The 16,721-nt window shown below is 70.5% G+C and carries 16 protein-coding genes; 12 read left to right on the forward strand and 4 right to left on the reverse strand.

Annotated elements, in window-relative coordinates; translation table 11 throughout:
- Positions 1 to 36: 36 nt before the first annotated feature.
- Together EKD16_RS02515 and EKD16_RS02520 are read right to left on the reverse strand one after the other, a co-directional pair.
- On the reverse strand, positions 37 to 999 hold the full coding sequence (locus EKD16_RS02515; RefSeq protein WP_131096898.1) for a sensor histidine kinase: 963 nt from the start codon (positions 997 to 999) through the stop codon (positions 37 to 39).
- Between the two features lie 78 nt (positions 1,000 to 1,077).
- Entirely contained in the window at positions 1,078 to 2,325 is a 1,248-nt protein-coding gene (locus EKD16_RS02520; RefSeq protein WP_131096899.1) for a glycosyltransferase, read from the reverse strand.
- Positions 2,326 to 2,833: 508 nt separating this feature from the next.
- Between EKD16_RS02520 and EKD16_RS02525 the strand changes: the two genes are divergently transcribed.
- Both EKD16_RS02525 and EKD16_RS02530 read left to right on the forward strand, forming a co-directional pair.
- Entirely contained in the window at positions 2,834 to 3,649 is an 816-nt protein-coding gene (locus EKD16_RS02525; protein WP_131096900.1) for a hypothetical protein, read from the forward strand.
- Between the two features lie 263 nt (positions 3,650 to 3,912).
- Positions 3,913 to 4,674, forward strand: a complete 762-nt coding sequence (locus EKD16_RS02530) for a PP2C family protein-serine/threonine phosphatase (protein ID WP_131096901.1) — start codon at positions 3,913 to 3,915, stop codon at positions 4,672 to 4,674.
- A 699-nt stretch (positions 4,675 to 5,373) separates the two neighbouring features.
- Here the strand turns inward: EKD16_RS02530 and EKD16_RS02535 are convergent.
- On the reverse strand, positions 5,374 to 6,063 hold the full coding sequence (locus EKD16_RS02535) for a copper resistance CopC family protein (RefSeq protein ID WP_131096902.1): 690 nt from the start codon (positions 6,061 to 6,063) through the stop codon (positions 5,374 to 5,376).
- A 438-nt stretch (positions 6,064 to 6,501) separates the two neighbouring features.
- Positions 6,502 to 6,768 (reverse strand): WhiB family transcriptional regulator, encoded by a 267-nt coding sequence (locus EKD16_RS02540; protein WP_131096903.1) that lies wholly within the window; start codon positions 6,766 to 6,768, stop codon positions 6,502 to 6,504.
- A 715-nt stretch (positions 6,769 to 7,483) separates the two neighbouring features.
- Here EKD16_RS02540 and ectA point away from each other — a divergent pair.
- The 10 genes from ectA to EKD16_RS25175 all read left to right on the forward strand — a co-directional run bounded on the left by ectA (position 7,484) and on the right by EKD16_RS25175 (position 16,595).
- Positions 7,484 to 8,116, forward strand: coding sequence for a diaminobutyrate acetyltransferase (gene ectA, locus EKD16_RS02545; RefSeq protein ID WP_242677203.1), 633 nt, complete (start codon positions 7,484 to 7,486; stop codon positions 8,114 to 8,116).
- A 67-nt stretch (positions 8,117 to 8,183) separates the two neighbouring features.
- Positions 8,184 to 9,449, forward strand: coding sequence for a diaminobutyrate--2-oxoglutarate transaminase (gene ectB, locus EKD16_RS02550; protein WP_131096904.1), 1,266 nt, complete (start codon positions 8,184 to 8,186; stop codon positions 9,447 to 9,449).
- A 129-nt stretch (positions 9,450 to 9,578) separates the two neighbouring features.
- The gene (locus tag EKD16_RS02555; RefSeq protein ID WP_131096905.1) at positions 9,579 to 9,995 is read left to right on the forward strand and encodes an ectoine synthase; all 417 of its coding nucleotides are present in this window, start codon (positions 9,579 to 9,581) and stop codon (positions 9,993 to 9,995) included.
- A 217-nt stretch (positions 9,996 to 10,212) separates the two neighbouring features.
- Positions 10,213 to 11,121, forward strand: coding sequence for an ectoine hydroxylase (thpD, locus tag EKD16_RS02560; RefSeq protein WP_131096906.1), 909 nt, complete (start codon positions 10,213 to 10,215; stop codon positions 11,119 to 11,121).
- Positions 11,122 to 11,457: 336 nt separating this feature from the next.
- Entirely contained in the window at positions 11,458 to 12,372 is a 915-nt protein-coding gene (gene ehuB, locus EKD16_RS02565; protein WP_131096907.1) for an ectoine/hydroxyectoine ABC transporter substrate-binding protein EhuB, read from the forward strand.
- 22 nt (positions 12,373 to 12,394) lie between these two features.
- Entirely contained in the window at positions 12,395 to 13,120 is a 726-nt protein-coding gene (ehuC, locus tag EKD16_RS02570; protein WP_131096908.1) for an ectoine/hydroxyectoine ABC transporter permease subunit EhuC, read from the forward strand.
- Complete coding sequence (gene ehuD / locus EKD16_RS02575; RefSeq protein WP_131096909.1) at positions 13,117 to 13,755, forward strand: ectoine/hydroxyectoine ABC transporter permease subunit EhuD; 639 nt, start codon at positions 13,117 to 13,119, stop codon at positions 13,753 to 13,755. Before ehuC ends, ehuD begins: the two co-directional genes overlap by 4 nt.
- Entirely contained in the window at positions 13,742 to 14,578 is an 837-nt protein-coding gene (ehuA, locus tag EKD16_RS02580; RefSeq protein WP_131096910.1) for an ectoine/hydroxyectoine ABC transporter ATP-binding protein EhuA, read from the forward strand. Before ehuD ends, ehuA begins: the two co-directional genes overlap by 14 nt.
- 290 nt (positions 14,579 to 14,868) lie before the next feature.
- Positions 14,869 to 15,783 carry a CPBP family intramembrane glutamic endopeptidase gene (locus EKD16_RS25170; protein WP_165498477.1) on the forward strand — a complete coding sequence of 305 codons (915 nt, stop codon included), beginning with the start codon at positions 14,869 to 14,871 and terminating at the stop codon, positions 15,781 to 15,783.
- A gap of 140 nt (positions 15,784 to 15,923) precedes the next feature.
- A complete protein-coding gene (locus EKD16_RS25175) occupies positions 15,924 to 16,595 on the forward strand; it encodes a GOLPH3/VPS74 family protein (protein WP_165498478.1) in 672 nt (223 codons plus the stop codon).
- Positions 16,596 to 16,721 lie beyond the last annotated feature (126 nt).

Consider the following 16,721-nt stretch of genomic DNA (forward strand, 5'->3'; position numbering starts at 1 on the left):
CGCAGGGCTGCCCGCAGGCAGGTGCGCGGTCCACCCTCAGGCACGGAAGTGCAGCCGGATCACTGTCCCGTGCACGTCGCCGCTGATCTCCATGAAGTCGCACACCTGCCGGGTGATCCACAGGCCGTAGCCGCGCGGGCTCAACGGGTCGGCCGGGTGGTAGCCGCCCAGCGGGTCGGTCGGGCCGCCGCCGCGGTCCAGCACGTCGCAGACCACCCAACCGGGACTGCGCCAGAGCGAGACCGTGCCGGCGCCGCCGCCGTGCTCGACCACGTTCGCGGCCAGCTCGTTGACGGCGACCACCAGGTCCCCGCGGCGCTCCTCGCGGACCTCGGCCTTCTCGGCGAGTTCGGCGACCGCAGTGCGCAGCGCGGCGAGGTCACCGCCGATCTCCAGACTGCGGAGCTCCCCGGCGGGTGCGGGCAGCAGGCGGTCGATGTCCCGGGCGCTGAAGACCGCCGGTTCGACGTAGTCGGGGCTGCCGTGTTCGTCGCCGCTGCTCAGCAGCAGCGGGTGGGTCCGGCGGACGTCGCGCAGCACTGCCGGGGGCAGCACCCGGCTGTCGTGCAGGCACAGTAGCCGCATCCGGGTGTCGGAGAGCGCGCCGGCCAGCACCGAATCCAGCCGGTGCCACTCGCGCAGCCGCACCGGGTCCTCCGCCGGAAGCGGAGGCTCACCCACCATCAGTACGGGAAGAGGGTGTTCGGCCCGCGCACACCGGTGCAGCGCCGCCAGCGTGCGGCCCGGAGCGTCGTAGAGCACTGCCCGATCCACGGACTCCACGGCGGCGGCGTCGGCAGGGGACAGCCCGGCCAGGACCGCGGCGCGGGTGCGCGGCGCCACCGCGAGGACGGCGCGCTCGCCGTCCGCCAGGGCGGCGCGCACCCGCGGCGCCACCCGGCTGCTCAGATCCTGGTCACAGGAGTAGAACACCCCGCAGTGCGCGAACCCTCCGGTCCGTTCCGCTTCCGTTCCCGCCGACTTCGTGCGCGACGTCATGGCCTCATCCCGGCGGCCCTACCGGCCGCAGCCGATGCCCTCCGTTCGACGCCGGGCGCCGAGGCGCCCGGACGTCCCTCAGTGTGCACCATCGCCCGCGGCGTGCTGCAGCTCGGCCTCGCCGCCGGGACATGCCCGCTGGTAGACGCGCTCGGTTTCGGCGGCCACCCGCTGCCAGGTGAAGCGGGAGGCCGCGCGGTCGCTGCCGGCGATGCCGTAGGCGGTGGCCATCGTCGGCTCGGCGGCGAGCGAGCGAACCGCGCGGGCCAGCGCGTCCGGGCGTGCCGTGCGCAGCAGCGTCCCGGTGGTCCCGTGTAGCACCGCCTCGTTTACGCTCCCGACGCCGCGGGCCACCACCGGTAGGCCGCAGGCCATGGCCTCCAGCACGGCGCCCCCGCTTGGCTCGTATGGGGAGCCGGACACGAAGACGTCGGCGGAGCGCAGCAGGCGCGGCAGCTCCTTGCGGTCGAGCGGGCCGGTGAGGCTGAGCCGGTCGTCGACGCCGAGCTCCTTGGCGAGCAGCTCCAGGCGCCGCGCGTCGTCGTCGAGGGGCAGCTCCGCATGCGCCGGCCCCGCCGCGATGGTCAGCTCGGCGTCGGGCAGCCTGCGCAGGGTGTGCAGGAGCGCGTCGGCGCCGCCGCCGGCCAGGTCGGTCACCGCAACCAGCCGGGTGCAGCCGCTCTTGCGCGGACTCCACGTCTCGGCCGAGGTGGCGCCCTCGACACTGAAGTGGTCGGTGTCGACGCCGAACGGCACGACGCTCACTCGGTCGCGCTGCAGGCCCATCCGCGCCAGTTCGAAGCGCTGGTCGGAGGAGTTCACCGAAACGTGGTCGGCTCGGCCGGCGACCGCGGCCTCGATGCGGGCGCGGTGGGCCCGCTCGGAAAGGCCCGCACGCTGCTCGGCGGCGTTGAGGGAGTGGAACGTCTGCACGATGGGCAGGGGTTCGCTGTCTGCGGCGGCGTCCTGCGCGGCCGAGACGGCCGCGAGTCCGCTGGTCCAGCCGAAGGCGTGCAGCACATCGGGGGACTCCTCGGCGAGCCGCGGGCCCAGTTCGCGGGCGAAGTCGCCGGTGTGGTCGGCGGCTGCGCTTTCCTCCAGCGGGCGCTCGGGCCCGGCTGCGAGGTGCTCGACGGTCACGCCGCGGCCCATGCGGGAGCGTTCGGCCAGGGCGGGGGAGTGGCGGCGGGCGTAGACGGTCACGCGGTGGCCGAGTTTGGCGAGCTGGCGGGAAAGGGCGGCGATGTGGACGCTGTCGCCGCAGGCGGGCTCTCCCTTGTGCGCGGCGAGGGGGTTGGTGTGCTCGGCGACCATGGCGATCTTCACGTGTGGCTCCTCAGGGCGAGACGACGACCCGATGCGAAAGCGGTGGCCGGGCCGCAGGGTTGCGGTGCCGCGGGGAACGCGGCGCCGCCGGGCGCGCGGCATCGCCGCGCCGGCGGCCGCACGGGGCGGCGGCGGGCGCGGAGCGGTCCGGGCACGCGGCGGGAACGAATCCAGGGAAAAGGATCGGAAAAGCAGTGGAGACTGGGCAGACGCATGGAGATCACACCTTCGAGCGTTCGCGGAAAAAGAAAAGCGCTCGCTTGAAGGCAGGCGCTGTGCGAGAACAGCGCCGCGGCGAGCGCGCGAACGTCGGTGTGTCTGCGTCTTAGACACCCAACAAAGTAAAGTATGCCAGACCTTCGCCCCCGGAACAAGGCGGCGCTGACCTGCGGTGCTGCACTCACGATGCGGGTGGACGCTGGTGGCGCGCGTTTGACCGGTGATCCCGCGGGCACGGTTGGCGGCGTAGGTGTAGGTGTCGCCTGTGACGTGAAAGAGCGAGGAACCCATGATTGCGCGGCCACCCCGGCGTACCGCTGCGGCGGAGGCACGGCAGGGGAGGCCGGCGGTTCCACGGGACCCGCTGCCGGGCTACACGCCGCGCGGTGCGCTGCGCGGTCGGCGTGCGCTGCTCATGGGCGGCCTGGCCGACGGCGGCCCCGGGCGCGCCGTCGCAGCCGCGCTGGCCAAGGAGGGCGCCGCCGTCGCGCTGGCCGACACCACGGGGCTGCCCGGTCTGCCGCCGGGCGCCCAGCCGGTGCCCCGGCAGCGCTTGGGCGACGACCCGGTGCTGCTGGCGGCGGGGCTCGTTTCGGCTCTGGGAGCGTGGTCGCTGGCCATCCACTGCGATCCGGCCAGCGCGGCACAGGGCCGCGCGGCGGTGGCCCACACCGCGCTGGAGTTCGGCGCTGTGGACCTGCTCGTGGTCCACGGTGGAGCGGCGGGCGCGGTGCGCGACGAGGGGCGCATGGGCGGTCCGGGCGTCGCCGTCGGGGCGGCCGCGCCGGCACCGCGCACGCGTCGCGGCGCACGACTGACGGGAGCGCTGCGCGTCGCGCGCGAGGCGCGGCCTTTTCTGGGCGAAGGCGCCGCTGCGGTGCTGCTGGTCCGGCGCAGCGAGCCGGAGGTTTCCGCGGCGCCGCTGCGGGCGGAGCTGCGGACGCTGGCGGGAGCGATGCACGGGCGACGGGCCAGGCTGAACTGCCTGATTCCGCGCGCCGCCGACACAGACGCGGGCATCGCGGCCGCGGTCGCGGAGCTGGCCGCCGGCGGAGGACGCAGCGGAGAAGTGGTAGGAGTGGCGCAGGTTGCGCATCCGCGGTGACAGGAGCGGAGGTTTTCGCCGCTTTCGGGGGTACGTGGGTGACGGATGCTCGCCCAAGGTCGGGTACGGCTCTACGTTGGGTGCGATGAACCGAGCGGGAACTGCGTATGAGGGCGATTTCCGCCATGATGTACGCGGATTTTGACCACGATCAGCGGTCCCCCGATACGGTTGCATGATCAACGCGCCGCGGCCTCCCGTTCGGCCAGGCGCCGCTTGGGACTGTTCGGCAGGAACTGCCGTCGAAACAGGAGGTTGGGCGTATGGGTGTCGCTGGTGGGGAAGTCTCGGTCACGGCTCTCACACACCGGGGCGCCGTACGCTCGGCCAACGAGGACGCCGTGGTCATGGGTGCGCTCACCGTCGCCAGCGCCAACATGACGCTCCCGGTGCGCTGCGTGCTGCCCGTCAGCGAACCGGTGATCCTCGCTGTCGCCGACGGCCTGGGCGGCCACGCGGCGGGGGAGATCGCCTCCGAGCACGCCGTGCACCGCATGGCCGAGATGAGTACGCGGCTGGCCGGCCCGGACGACGTCGACGTGCTGCTGAAGAACATCGACGAGGAGATCAAGGACCACGCCACCCAGCACACCGAGTTCTCCGGGATGGGCACGACGGTGGCCGGGCTGCTCCTCAACAACGATGGCAATTTCTGGTTCAACGTGGGCGACTCCCGCACGTACCGCTTGGAGGGCACGCGCCTGCGGCAGCTTTCCCAGGACGACTCGCCGCCGCTGCCCCCCTCCGACGACGGCAAGCCCGTCACGACGAACTTCATCACCCAGTCGCTGGGCGGCAGCGGAAGCACCGCGATGGTGCCGCACGTGGGGCGCGACCACGAGCCCGACCCCGGTACCTGGCTGATGTGCAGCGACGGCCTCTCCGACCTCGTGCCGGTGGAGGAGATGGAGCGCATCATCGCCGAGGCGGGCAGCGACGAAGGCGCGGTGCACGGGCTGTGGCAGGCCGCCATGGAGGGCTCGGGCCGCGACAACATCAGCATCCTGCTGGCCCGCCGCGTCTGAGATGAGTGAGTCCGATGTCTTCGGTCGCCGGAGGCGGCTCGGGTCTGCAGGGCGGCCTTGCGGGTCTGCCGGGCGGCGGGCGGTCTGCAGGAGAAGCGGCGGCGACGGCGGCAGTGGGGCGGGCCCGCGCCCACCGGGCCGGGTGCCCGCCGGTTGGGCGCCCGGCGCCGCGCCGAGCCTGGCTCTAGGGACGTCTCGGCGCCGAAAGTGTCCCTGAAGTAAGGCTCGGTGAGGATCGGGTGCCCGCGTGTCCGTTGTGCCGGGGTTCGCGGGGGCCGAGCCGGACCAGAGCGCTGCGGTGCGGGATCGGGCACGGCCGGGCGCGCGTATCCATCGAGTGCGCGGAAATCACCACACACAGGCCCGGATGTGGTGATTTCCGCGCGCTCGATGCAGCGGAAACCGGCATAGCCGACATTGCGACATCTGTTCCGTCGTCGGGCGCACCACCGGCGCCCACCGGCACCGGTGGGCGCGGGCCCGGCCGTCCGCCGCCGTCGCCGCTTTTCGGTTCAGGCGGCCCGACACCCGCCCGGTGCCAAGGCCGTACAGCAGACCCGGGGCGCTCCCAGGCGCTACCGAGCCGACCGTCTGGGCAACCTGCTCAGACATCGGACTCACTCATCTGAGGCGTCCGACGCGGCGCACACCGTCGGAACCCGGACAACCCCGTCGGCCGGAGACCGGGCCGGAGCCGCGTCAGTCTCCGCCGCCCTCGCCGTTTCCGCCGCCGGGGCGGTTGCGCATCCGGATGATCAGGATGGCGATCAGCGCGATGACGGCGATCGCGCCGATCACGCCGCCGATCGGACCCAGCGAGGACATCGGGTCGGCCGGCGTCTCGGCCGCGGGGGACTCCTCGGCCGACGCCTCCCCGGCGTCCCCGGCGCCGCCGACGGGCGAGGCCTCCTCGGGGCTGGGCGAGGGACTCGGCTCGGGCACGGCCTCCTCGGTGATGGAGAAGGCCAGTTCGTCCTCCAGCGCGTGGCCGTCGGAGGAGACCATCCGATAGGCGACGGTGTACTCGCCGGCGGTCGGCAGCTCCTGCAGCGGGACGGTCGCCTCGGGCCCGTCGATCGCGACCTCGCCGTCCTGGTGCTGCTCGCCGCCGGGCCCGGTGACCACGATCGCGTTGCCGCCGTCGCCGATGTCGCCGCTGAAGGTCAGCACCACCTCACCGGGCGCGGTGTCGAGCTCGGCACCGTCCTGCGGCGAGGAGGAGAGGAGGGTGTCATGGGCCAGCGCAACGGGTGCCGTCGCGGTCGCGAGGAGCAGTGATCCCAGGAGTCCGGCGGCGACCGCCGCCGCGCGCCGCAGCGGCGGGGCGTGCCGTGCGGCAGGCGCCGACGTGGTGGGGACGGGCGCGGTGGCGGATGTGTCGTGCTTCATCGGCGGGATCCCTTCGCGGGTGGGGGATGATCGGCGTGCGGGAGCGGCGGTTGCGGCCTGCGGCCCGGTCGGCGGACGTCGCCGCAACGGCGGGACGCCGGCGCCGGGCGTCCGGGGCGGATCCGCATGCTCGCAGGGGTCGCACGGCTTCCGAATCTAGCCGAATGCGGCCGGGGGCGTCCCTTCGACAGAAGCGCCTCGTTGCGGCGATGAGGCCCGGTCAGCATCCATTGCGCGGAAATCACCACGTCCAAGGCCGTTCCTTGGCGATTTCCGCACAATGGACGCCGCGAAGCCCGACGCCCGGGCGCTCGACCATCACTTGATGTCAATCGGTGGTTGCCACGAGGTGCTCGTCGAGGGCCTCAGCGGGCCCGAGCCGCCTTGTCCGGGACGCCCCCGCCTACCGCCACCAGCGACGCACGTGACGAAGTACTGCTAGGACGCCATCGGCAGCGGCTGGCGGCGCATGTAGCGGCGGTCTTCCGGGGTGGTCCCGCCCCAGACGCCGTGGGGTTCGCCGGCGCGCAGCGCCCAGTTCAGGCATTCCGCACGCACCGCACATGTGCGGCAGATGGCCTTGGCCAGCTCCGCGTCGCTCTGGCCGGGGCCCGTCGTGCTGACGGGGAAGAAGAGTTCGGGGTCGTACTGGCGGCATGCGCCCTGCGCGACCCAGTCTTCGCTGTCGTGGTAAAGCCGGTTCACCAGGAGCCTCCGTTCCCTGGCCGGATCCCCGCGCGGGGCGGACGCCCGGGTGCCGCGCGGCGGACGTGTCTGGTCGCGAGACGGAGGACTCCGGTCGCCGCTCCATCGCGATGCGACCCATCGTAGTACTACGTGCGGTCGTACTACGAAAAGTCTGCCAAAATTCTGCGCGGCGCTTCAAGCCCCGCTGCGGGGAGGCGCCATCCGCCCCTGCGGTCGACTCGTGCCACACCGGCCGCCGCGCGTACCACCGGCCGCTACCCCGGATCCGTGCCGCATCCCGCAATCGCGGTCGCGATCACCGCCATGCGGTGTGTCCTCCCCGGTGCGGCCTCGCGCGCCCCCGGCGGGCGGGCAAGCGGGCGGCCCGTGGCGGCCGACGTGGTCTGTCGCGAGGATTCATCCGAATTCGTGTGACTTAACGCACGCTTAAAATTCGGTGCGACTCCCCCTATGTTTGCCTGGTAACAGGCACAATCGCGTCGGGCGCATCCCGCCGGACGCTCTCCGCGCGGCTCCCGGGTGCCACTCCGAACCTCCTGGTGAGCTTGGCGTGCACGGCAGTCTCCCGGAGGCCCCGCGACTCCCCTCGATGACGACGGAAAGTGACGATCGGGGCAAAATAGACGTGTCATACCCGGCGAAACGCGGCTGAAACATACGGCGTTCGGAGCCGGGAAACGCTGCTCAGGAACGTTCGCTATGTTCCATCGACGTGCCTGACCAACAGACCGACGACGACACCAGCGCCGCGCTCGGCTCCGGCGATCACCCCGCTGTAGTCGGCGACCCGGCCGCATCCGACGGCATCAGCATGCGGGAGCCGGCTCTCGCCGACGGACCGGAACTGTGGCGGCTAGCCCGCGACTCCGGGCTCGACATCAACTCGCCCTACGCCTACACGCTGTGGAGCAGGGACTTCGCCGCCACCAGCGTGATCGCTCGCGACGCAGACGGGCGCCCGCGCGGTTTCGTCACCGGTTTCGTCCGCCCCTCGGCACCGGACACCTACTTCCTGTGGCAGGTGGGGGTGGACCCGGGATTCCGCGGACGGCGGCTGGCGCGCCGCATGCTCGACCACATCGGCGACCGGATCGCCGAGCGCGGGCTGACCTACCTGGAGGCGACGGTGACGCCGGACAACACGGCCTCCCGTGCCCTGTTCTCGTCCTTTGCCCGGGACCGGGATTGCGAGGCGGTGTGGAGTCCGTTGTTCGAGCGTGAGCACTTCCCCGCGGACGAAAGCGAGGGGCACGAACCCGAAGACCTCGTCCGGATCGGTCCGCTGGGCCGGCCGGACTCCGACCGAAGTACCGCCGCCGACACCACACCCGACACCCGATCCTGACCGACCCGCCCCCCACGCGTCACAGCCGTGACCCCGAAACACGGGGAAAGGACTCAAGGAACTCACGATGGAGATCTTCGAACGCCTCGAATCCGAAGTCCGCAGCTACTGCCGTAGCTGGCCGGTCGTCTTCAACGAGGCGCGGGGCAGCTACATCTACGACGAGTCGGGGCGACCGTACCTCGACTTCTTCGCCGGTGCCGGTTCGCTCAACTACGGGCACAATCACCCGGAGCTGAAATCCAAACTCATCGACTACCTGATGAGCGACGCGATCGTGCACAGCCTCGACGCGTACTCCAGCGCCAAACGCGACTTCCTGGCGACCTTCGGCGAAACGATCCTGGGGCCGCGCGGACTCGACTACAAGGTCCAGTTCCCCGGCCCCGCGGGCAACAACGCCGTCGAGGCGGCGCTCAAGCTCGCCCGCAAGTACACCGGTCGCGAGACCGTCATCAGCTTCACCAACGGCTTCCACGGCATGACGCTGGGGGCGCTCGCGGTCACCGGCAACTCCATGAAGCGCGGCGGGGCGGGCGTTCCGCTGAGCCACTCGGCCACCATGCCCTTCGACAAGTACATGGACGGCCAGACGCCCGACTTCCTCTGGCTCCGCAGCCTGCTTGAGGACAGCGGCAGCGGACTGGACGCACCCGCGGCGGTGATCGTGGAGACCGTGCAGGGCGAGGGCGGCATCAACGTCGCCAGCGCCGAATGGCTGCGCGGCCTCCAAGAGGTGTGCCACGAGTACGACATGCTGCTCATCGTGGACGACATCCAGATGGGTTGCGGCCGTACCGGCCCGTTCTTCAGCTTCGAGCAGGCCGGGATCACGCCCGACGTCGTCACCATGTCCAAGTCCATCAGCGGCTACGGGATCCCGATGGCGCTGACGCTGATCAAACGCGAGCTCGACGTCTGGGACCCGGGCGAGCACAACGGGACCTTCCGCGGCCCCAACCCGGCGTTCGTGACCGGCGCCGAGGCGATGCGCCTCTTCTGGAGCGACGACTCCCTGCAGAAGGCCACCGAGGCCAAGGGGCAGCTCATCGACCGCCACCTGCGGGCGATCGCCGAGGAGCTCGGGTCCGAGGAGGCCAGTGTGCGCGGCCGCGGCATGGCCCGGGGCCTGGTCCTGGAGCGCGAGGGCGCGGCGAAGGTCCTCAGCCGCGAGGCCTTCGAGCGCGGCCTGCTGCTGGAGACCTCCGGTCCCGAGGACGAGGTGGCGAAGCTGCTGCCGGCGCTGACCACCACCGAGCAGGAGCTGGAGCAGGGGCTGGAGATCCTGGCGGACGCCGCCCGGGCCGCGATGAAGGCCCCGCAGCACGCCTGACTTCCATCAGCACCGGGACACGGGGGATTTCCGGGCCCCACAATTGGCTGTGAAGGCGCGCGGGGTCCCGGGCGGCCCGCCCGGGACCCCGCCTTCGGCCAAAGCGAGTAAGCAAGAGGAGTATGCACCTTGATCGTGCGCAGCCTGACTGACGTCGACGGCACCGACGCCGACATCAGGACCGAGACGTGGCGCAGCCGCCGCGTCGTTCTGGCCAAGGACAAGGTCGGGTTCTCGTTCCACGAGACCGTCCTCTACGCGGGCACCGAGACCAGGATGTGGTACGCGAACCACATCGAACTCGTGCACTGCATCGAGGGCGAGGCCGAGGTCACCGACGAGGAGACCGGCGAGACCCATCTCATCACCCCGGGCACGCTGTACCTCCTCGACGGCCACGAGCACCACACGGTGCGGCCGAAGACGGACTTCCGGGTGCTGTGCGTGTTCAACCCGCCCGTCACCGGCCGCGAGGTCCACGACGAGCACGGTGTATACCCCCTCCTGTCCGAAACCGGGGAAAGGCTGGACACCCCGGGTCAGTAAGGCACGGGCGGGGTGCGGCCGCGACCGCGCCCCGCCTGCCGGGGACCGGCGTCCGCAGCGCCGGCCCCGGACCGCGGACCGCGGCGCGTGCGCCCGCGGCGACAGGGCGCTACGGCGCCGCGGAACCGGGAAGTCGCAATCAGCAAGGAGACGAAGGCGCGGCCTACCGCACGCCGCGCGAACACGAAAAAGGAGCGAATCCCTCAGGGGTATGGCCATGACTGCGTTGACGACCCATATCGAGCAGCCGACCATGGACGACTACCCGACCCGCAAGGACCACACGCCGGCCCTGCTGTACCGCAAGGACCCCACGTTCTGGGGGGACCGCGGGAGCGGGCCGCTGGACGCCGCGACGGCCGAGTCCTACGAGGCGAACGGCTATCTGCAGATCGAGTCCCTGATCACCGCGGACGAGCTGGAGTCCTGCCGCGGCGAGCTCGACCGGCTCAGCGGCGACGAGGAGCTGAAGAACGACGAGCGCGTCGTCGTGGAGCGTTCCTGCGACGAGGTGCGCTCCATCTTCGAGGTGCACGAGATCAGCGGCGTCTTCGGCGAGCTGGTGCGCGATCCGCGCATCGTCGACCGGGCCCGCCAGATCCTGGGCTCCGACGTCTACATCCACCAGAGCCGAGTCAACTCCAAGCCCGGATTCTCCGGCACCGACTTCTTCTGGCACTCCGACTTCGAGACCTGGCACGCCGAGGACGGGATGCCGCGGATGCGCGCGGTGAGCATCTCCATCGCGCTCAGCGACAACTACGAGCACAACGGCTCGCTGATGATCATGCCGGGCTCGCACAAGACGTTCGTCTCCTGCGTGGGCGAGACCCCCGACGACCACTACCGCGAGTCGCTCAAGAAGCAGCAGATCGGCACGCCCGACCAGTCGAGCCTGTCCATCCTGGCCGACCAGAACGGCATCGACGTGATGACCGGGCCGGCCGGCGGGGCCATCATGTTCGACTCCAACTGCATGCACGGCTCCAACGGCAACATCACGCCGTTCCCCCGCGCGAACGTGTTCGTCGTCTACAACAGCGTCGAGAACACCTGCGAGACCCCGTTCGCGGCGCCGCAGCGGCGGCCGTACTTCCTGGGCGCCCGCGACTTCACACCGGTGTGATCGCCGGATGACAAGCTGACAACGAGGCGAAGCTAGGACATTCGTGACTCGATCGGTACGGGGCCGGAGTCGGCCATGTACCCGGGTAACCAGTGCATAACGTGCTATTCCGCCCCCGTTAGCCCTGAGCGATCATGGGCACGGAGTTGTGCACAGGCGCCGGTTGGTGCCGGGCGACCCGCGTGACCGGGGGTACTGAGACGACCCGATCCCTGCTTTCGACCGGGGCTTGTCTCAGGGCCACGCATGTCCGTACCACCGCACGGCGCTTCCTCCCCGCGAGGGAGGGAGCGCCGCGCTGTTCCCCCCTTAGTTTCGCGACGAGGAGATAGAGCAATGAGCAACAGCAGTCCCCTGGGTCACCTCGGCCGCCGCGATGTTCTGCGCGCGGGCGGCATCACCGCCGCCGCGCTGGCCGCGGGTCCAGGGCTGGCCGCGTGCTCCCGCACCGAGCCCGCACAAGGGCAGACGCTGCTGGAGAGCCTGCGCGAGAAGGGCTCGATCAAGGCGGCGATCAACAACGAGCCCCCCTTCGGCTACATCGACGACAACGGCAAGGTCACGGGCGAGGCGCCCGAGCTGCTGCGGGCGATCGTCAAGGAGATGGGCATCGACAAGATCGAGGCCGAGACGGTCAGCTGGGACGGCCTGATCCCCGGCCTGAAGGCGGGCCGCTACGACGTCGTCGCGGCCGGCATGTACATCACACCGGAGCGCTGCCAGGAGGTGGCCTTCGCCGAGCCGGACTACAAGGTGCTCGAAGCGTTCATGGTGAAGAAGGGCAACCCGAAGAACCTGGAGACCTACCACTCCGTCGCGGAGCAGCCCGACGTGCAGATCGCCGTGCTCAACGCCTCGGTCGAGCAGAACTACGCCGAGGGCGCGGGCGTCAAGAAGGACCAGATGACGCTCGGCGACAACGCCGTGCAGATGCTCGACCTGCTGGAGAACGGCCGTGTCGACGCGGTCGGCCTGAGCACCTTCTCGCTGAACTACCAGATGGAGCAGCGCGGCATGCAGGGCGGCTACGAGGTGACCGAGGGCTTCACTCCCGTGGTCGACGGCGAGGAGGTCAAGCCCGCCGGCGGCTTCGCCTTCCGCAAGGAGAACCAGGACTTCCTGGACAGGTTCAACGAGGTCCTGGCCGACTTCAAGCAGAGCGGTCGACTGACCGAGATCGGCAAGGAGTTCGGCTTCGACGAGGCGGCCCACCCGGGCGACCTGACCACCGAAGAACTCTGCTCGCAGTAGCGGCTAGGTCGAGGGTTCTTCCGTGGATTTCTTCCTCAACAGGTTCCCGGCCTATCTGGACGGGGCCCTGACAACACTGATGCTGACCCTGCTGGGCTCGCTGCTGGCGTTCATCCTGGCGATGGTGATCGGCATCCTCGGCACGCTGCGCAACCCGCTGGCCCGCGGGATCGCCACGGTATACACCGAGGCGTTCCGCGGTGTCGCGGCGCTGATCCTGCTGTTCTGGTTCGCCTACGCGGTCCCGCAGATCACGCCGTATCAGCTCTCACCGATCTTCGCGGGCGTGCTCGCGCTCGGGCTGAACGTCGGTGCCTACGGCGCCGAGGTGGTGCGTGCGGCGATCAACGCGGTGCCCAGGGCGCAGACCGAGGCCACGATCGCGCTGAACATGTCGTGGGCGCGGCGGATGTGGCTGGTGCTGCTGCCGCAGGCGTGGGCGCAGATGCTGCCGACCTTCGGCAACCTGATCATCGAGTTGATGAAGGCGTCGGCGATCGTATCGCTGATCAACGTCGCCGATCTCACCGACGTCGCCGGCACTCTGCGGCAGAGCACCGGGGAGACGATCCCAGCCTTCGTCAGCGCCCTGATCATGTACTTCGTCATCGCCCAGGTGCTGATCCTCGGGATGCGCATGCTGGAGCGCCAGGCCAACCGGCGGCTGGGCAGGGCGCCGACCGGCGGTGGCCTGCTGTCCCTGCTGCGTCCGCCGACACCCGGAACGAGAGTGGGGGCGGCCAAGTGACCTGGGACACCGAGTTCGCGATCAGCATCATCCCGCAACTGCTGCAAGGGTTGGTCGTCACCGTCCAAGCGGTGGTGATCGGCTATGCGGTGGCCCTCGTCCTGGGCCTGTTCGTGGCGGTCCTGCGCATGGTCCGGGGCGTCGGTCCGGTGGTGTTCGCCGTCTTCGAGTTCATCCGGACCACCCCGATCCTGGTGCAGCTGCTGTTCGTGTTCGCCCTGGCACCGCCGAGCATCACGCCGCTGACGATCGGCGTCTCGGTCCTGGGCGTGCACTACGCGGCCTACACCGCCGAGGTCTACCGCTCGGGGATCGAAGGTGTGGCCAAGGGCCAGTGGGAGGCCTGCCGCGCGCTGAGCCTGCCACCGGTGCGGACATGGGGCGCCGTCGTGCTGCCTCAGGCCATCCGCAAGGTCGTGCCCGCCCTGGGCAACTACCTCATCTCCATGTTCAAGGACACGCCGTACCTGTTCGCCATCACCGTGCCCGAGATGATGTTCGTGGCCAAGGCGATCGGCACCGAGTCCTTCCGCAGTATGGAGGCCTACACCCTCGCAGGGTTGTTCTTCCTGGCCGTGAGCGTGCCCTCCGCGGTCATCATCCGACGTCTGGAGCGCCGATATGCAGCAGTCTGACAGTACGCGGAGTACGGAGACCGCCGGCGTGCAGTCCGCTCAGGAGGCACCCGGCGGCGAGATCATCAACTTCGACAAGGTCGTCAAGCGCTACGGCAGCAACGTGGTGCTCGACGAGCTGGACTTCTCGGTCGCCCCCGGTGAGCGGGTAACGCTCATCGGGCCCAGCGGGTCGGGCAAGACGACGATCCTGCGCCTGCTGATGACCCTGGAGCCCATCGACGGCGGCGTCATCTGGGTCAACGGCGAGCCGCTGTCGCACATGCGCCGCGGAGGGCGCCTGGTCAAGGCCAACGAGGCCCACCTGCGCCGCGCGCGCAAGAGCATCGGCATGGTCTTCCAGCAGTTCAACCTCTTCCCGAACATGAGCGTGCGCAAGAACGTCACCGAGGGTCCCGTGCACAGCCTGGGCGTGGCCAAGGACGAGGCCAACCGGCGCGCCGAGGAGCTGCTGGACATGGTCGGGCTGAGCGACAAGATCGACGCCCACCCCACCCAACTGTCCGGCGGGCAGCAGCAGCGCGTGGCGATCGCGCGGGCGCTGGCCATGCAGCCGCAGATCCTGCTGCTGGACGAGGTCACCTCGGCGCTCGACCCCGAACTGGTCGCCGGGGTGCTGGACGTGCTGCGGGAGATCGCGCAGAGCACCGACATCACCATGCTGTGCGTGACCCACGAGATGAGCTTCGCCCGGGACGTGTCGCACCGGGTGCTGATGTTCGACGAAGGCCAGGTCGCCGAGGAGGGTTCTCCCGAGCGGATCTTCGGCGACCCGCAGGAGGAGCGCACCAAGACGTTCCTCAAGGCGGTGCTCGAAAGCTGACGCCGGCTGCCGGTGCGGTCCCCCTTTTCGCCGGGGTCGGCGCCGGTCCGATTCACAGTGCGGGAGGGTGCTCCGACGGGGCGCCCTCCCGTCGCTTTGCCCGCGGCCCGCGGCCCGTGCCCGGCGGGTGACGGCTTCCGTGACGCCCCGACGGGCGCGCGGCGCCGCATCGCCAACTCGACTTTCCTCTGCGGAAAGTAAAAAAACGGAGAGTAACGACATACCGTTTCCATTGCGTCACCTTTCCCTGCGTACAGGAGAGACTGAGGCCCTGAGCTGGGGGGAGGCCGGTGACGAGAACATCCGGACGGTTACTGAAGTGGGGCGCCGCCGCGGCGGTGACGGCCTTGGCCGTGGTGCTGGTGCTGCACCCCGTGGTGCCGACGAGTGCGCTCGGGGGGCGGGCGCCGAGCCACGGCGCCCTGCTGATGCCCATGGCCGCCGGCCTGGTGCTGATCGCCGTCGTCACCGACCGGCATCGGAGCCGGGAGCTGGACCGGCGGGCGCGCGCCGCGCTGGAGGGCCACTCGATGCCCTACGAGTTGACATGCCTCATGCTGCTGTTAGCGGTGTTCCTGCTGGCGACGGTGGGGGTCTCCTTTCTCGGGCAGACGTTCCTTCCCACGGTGAGCTGGGAGGTGCTGATGCCTCCCATCCGCATCCTGCTGCTGTTCGTGCTCCCCCTCGTCGTGGTCGACATGGGCGGGTTCACCGTCGCCGGATACAGCACGGTGATGCCGCTGCTGGCCATGCGGGTCACCGAGGGCTGGCGGTGGGCCGGCGCCGTTCCGGTGTGCGTGACGCTGGCGCTGATGGCGCTGGCCGTCTTCCCGGCGCCGATGCCCGATCCCGCGCTCGTGATCGCGGCGGCGATCGCCATCGTCGCGGCCGTGGCCGTACCGGAGGAGCTGTTCTTCCGCGCCCTGGTGCAGACGCGGCTGGAGCGCGTGGCCGGGCGCTGGCCCGGCATACTGCTCGCAACGGCGCTGTTCACCGTGGTCAGCGTCTACCTGTCGGAGTACGGCGAGCTCAGCACCGAGGCCGAGGTCCTGGAGTTCGGTGTCTGGCAGGCGGGCGTGTTCTACGCCATGGTCGGCCTGCTGCACGGCCTCCTGTGGAGCGCCTACCGCAACTTCTGGCTGAACGTGCTCATGCGTTCCGGCGCCCTGCTGATACGGGTGGCTCCGGCGCTTCAGGTCCTGTAGCGGCGCCGCGCGGATCCGGGCGTGCGCGCCGCCCGGTGCCCCCTTTCGGCACGCGCCGGTGCCCCCTTTCGGCAGTGGTGGACGGACACTCCGGCTTGGGATACTCACCGCATACGTGGCACCGAGCAGCAGGAGACCTCGTGACCCGGCAGATCCTCACCGACGAACTGCTCCTCCTCGCGCACCGGCCTGATACCGGGCGCCCGCTCGTCGACGCCAACCGGCTGCAGTGCGGTCTGGTCGGAGCGCTGGTCGCCGATCTGGTGCTGGCGGGCCGCGCCCGGCTCGCAGACGACCGCGTCTACGCCGCCGGCTATTCGCACACCGGCGACCCGGACCTGGACGGCACCGCCTGGCGGATCGCCTCCGAACAGCGCCCGCGCAAGGTCAAATGGTGGGTGCAGAAGATGAACAAGAATGCGCTGCGGCAGCGGCTGCTCGGCCGGGCCGTATCCGACGGTGTGCTCGCCTACTCCCAGGGGCGCATCATGGGGATCTTCCCCTCGAACGACTACCGGCCGGCCGTCCCGGGCAGCCGCGAGACGAGCGCGAACGGGCTGCGGTCGGTGCTGCTGGGTTACGACGTGCCCGATCCGCGCTCGGCCGCCCTGCTGGCCCTGGTCGGCGCGGTCGGGCTGGACGGCAAGCTGTTCGGCGACGTGCCGGGCGGCGAGCGGCGCAAGCGGATCAAGGCGGTCGTGGCGCGCGACGACATCGGCCAGGCGGTGCGCGCGGTGATCCAGTCCATCGAGGGAGCCGTCGCCGCGGCAGCCGCCGCCGGGGCCGCCGGAGCCGCCGGGGGCGGCAGTTGATCGCGGGGATTCCCGGCGGCTGAGGGGCCGAGTCGGCGGCAGTGGGACTTCCGCGATCTTCGTGTTCTATGTCCGAATTCGGACGGCACCGCGAGGGAACATCTCCATCAGGCGAACGGGCACGGG

It is taken from the genome of Streptomonospora litoralis, from assembly GCF_004323735.1.
Lineage (GTDB): Bacteria > Actinomycetota > Actinomycetes > Streptosporangiales > Streptosporangiaceae > Streptomonospora > Streptomonospora litoralis.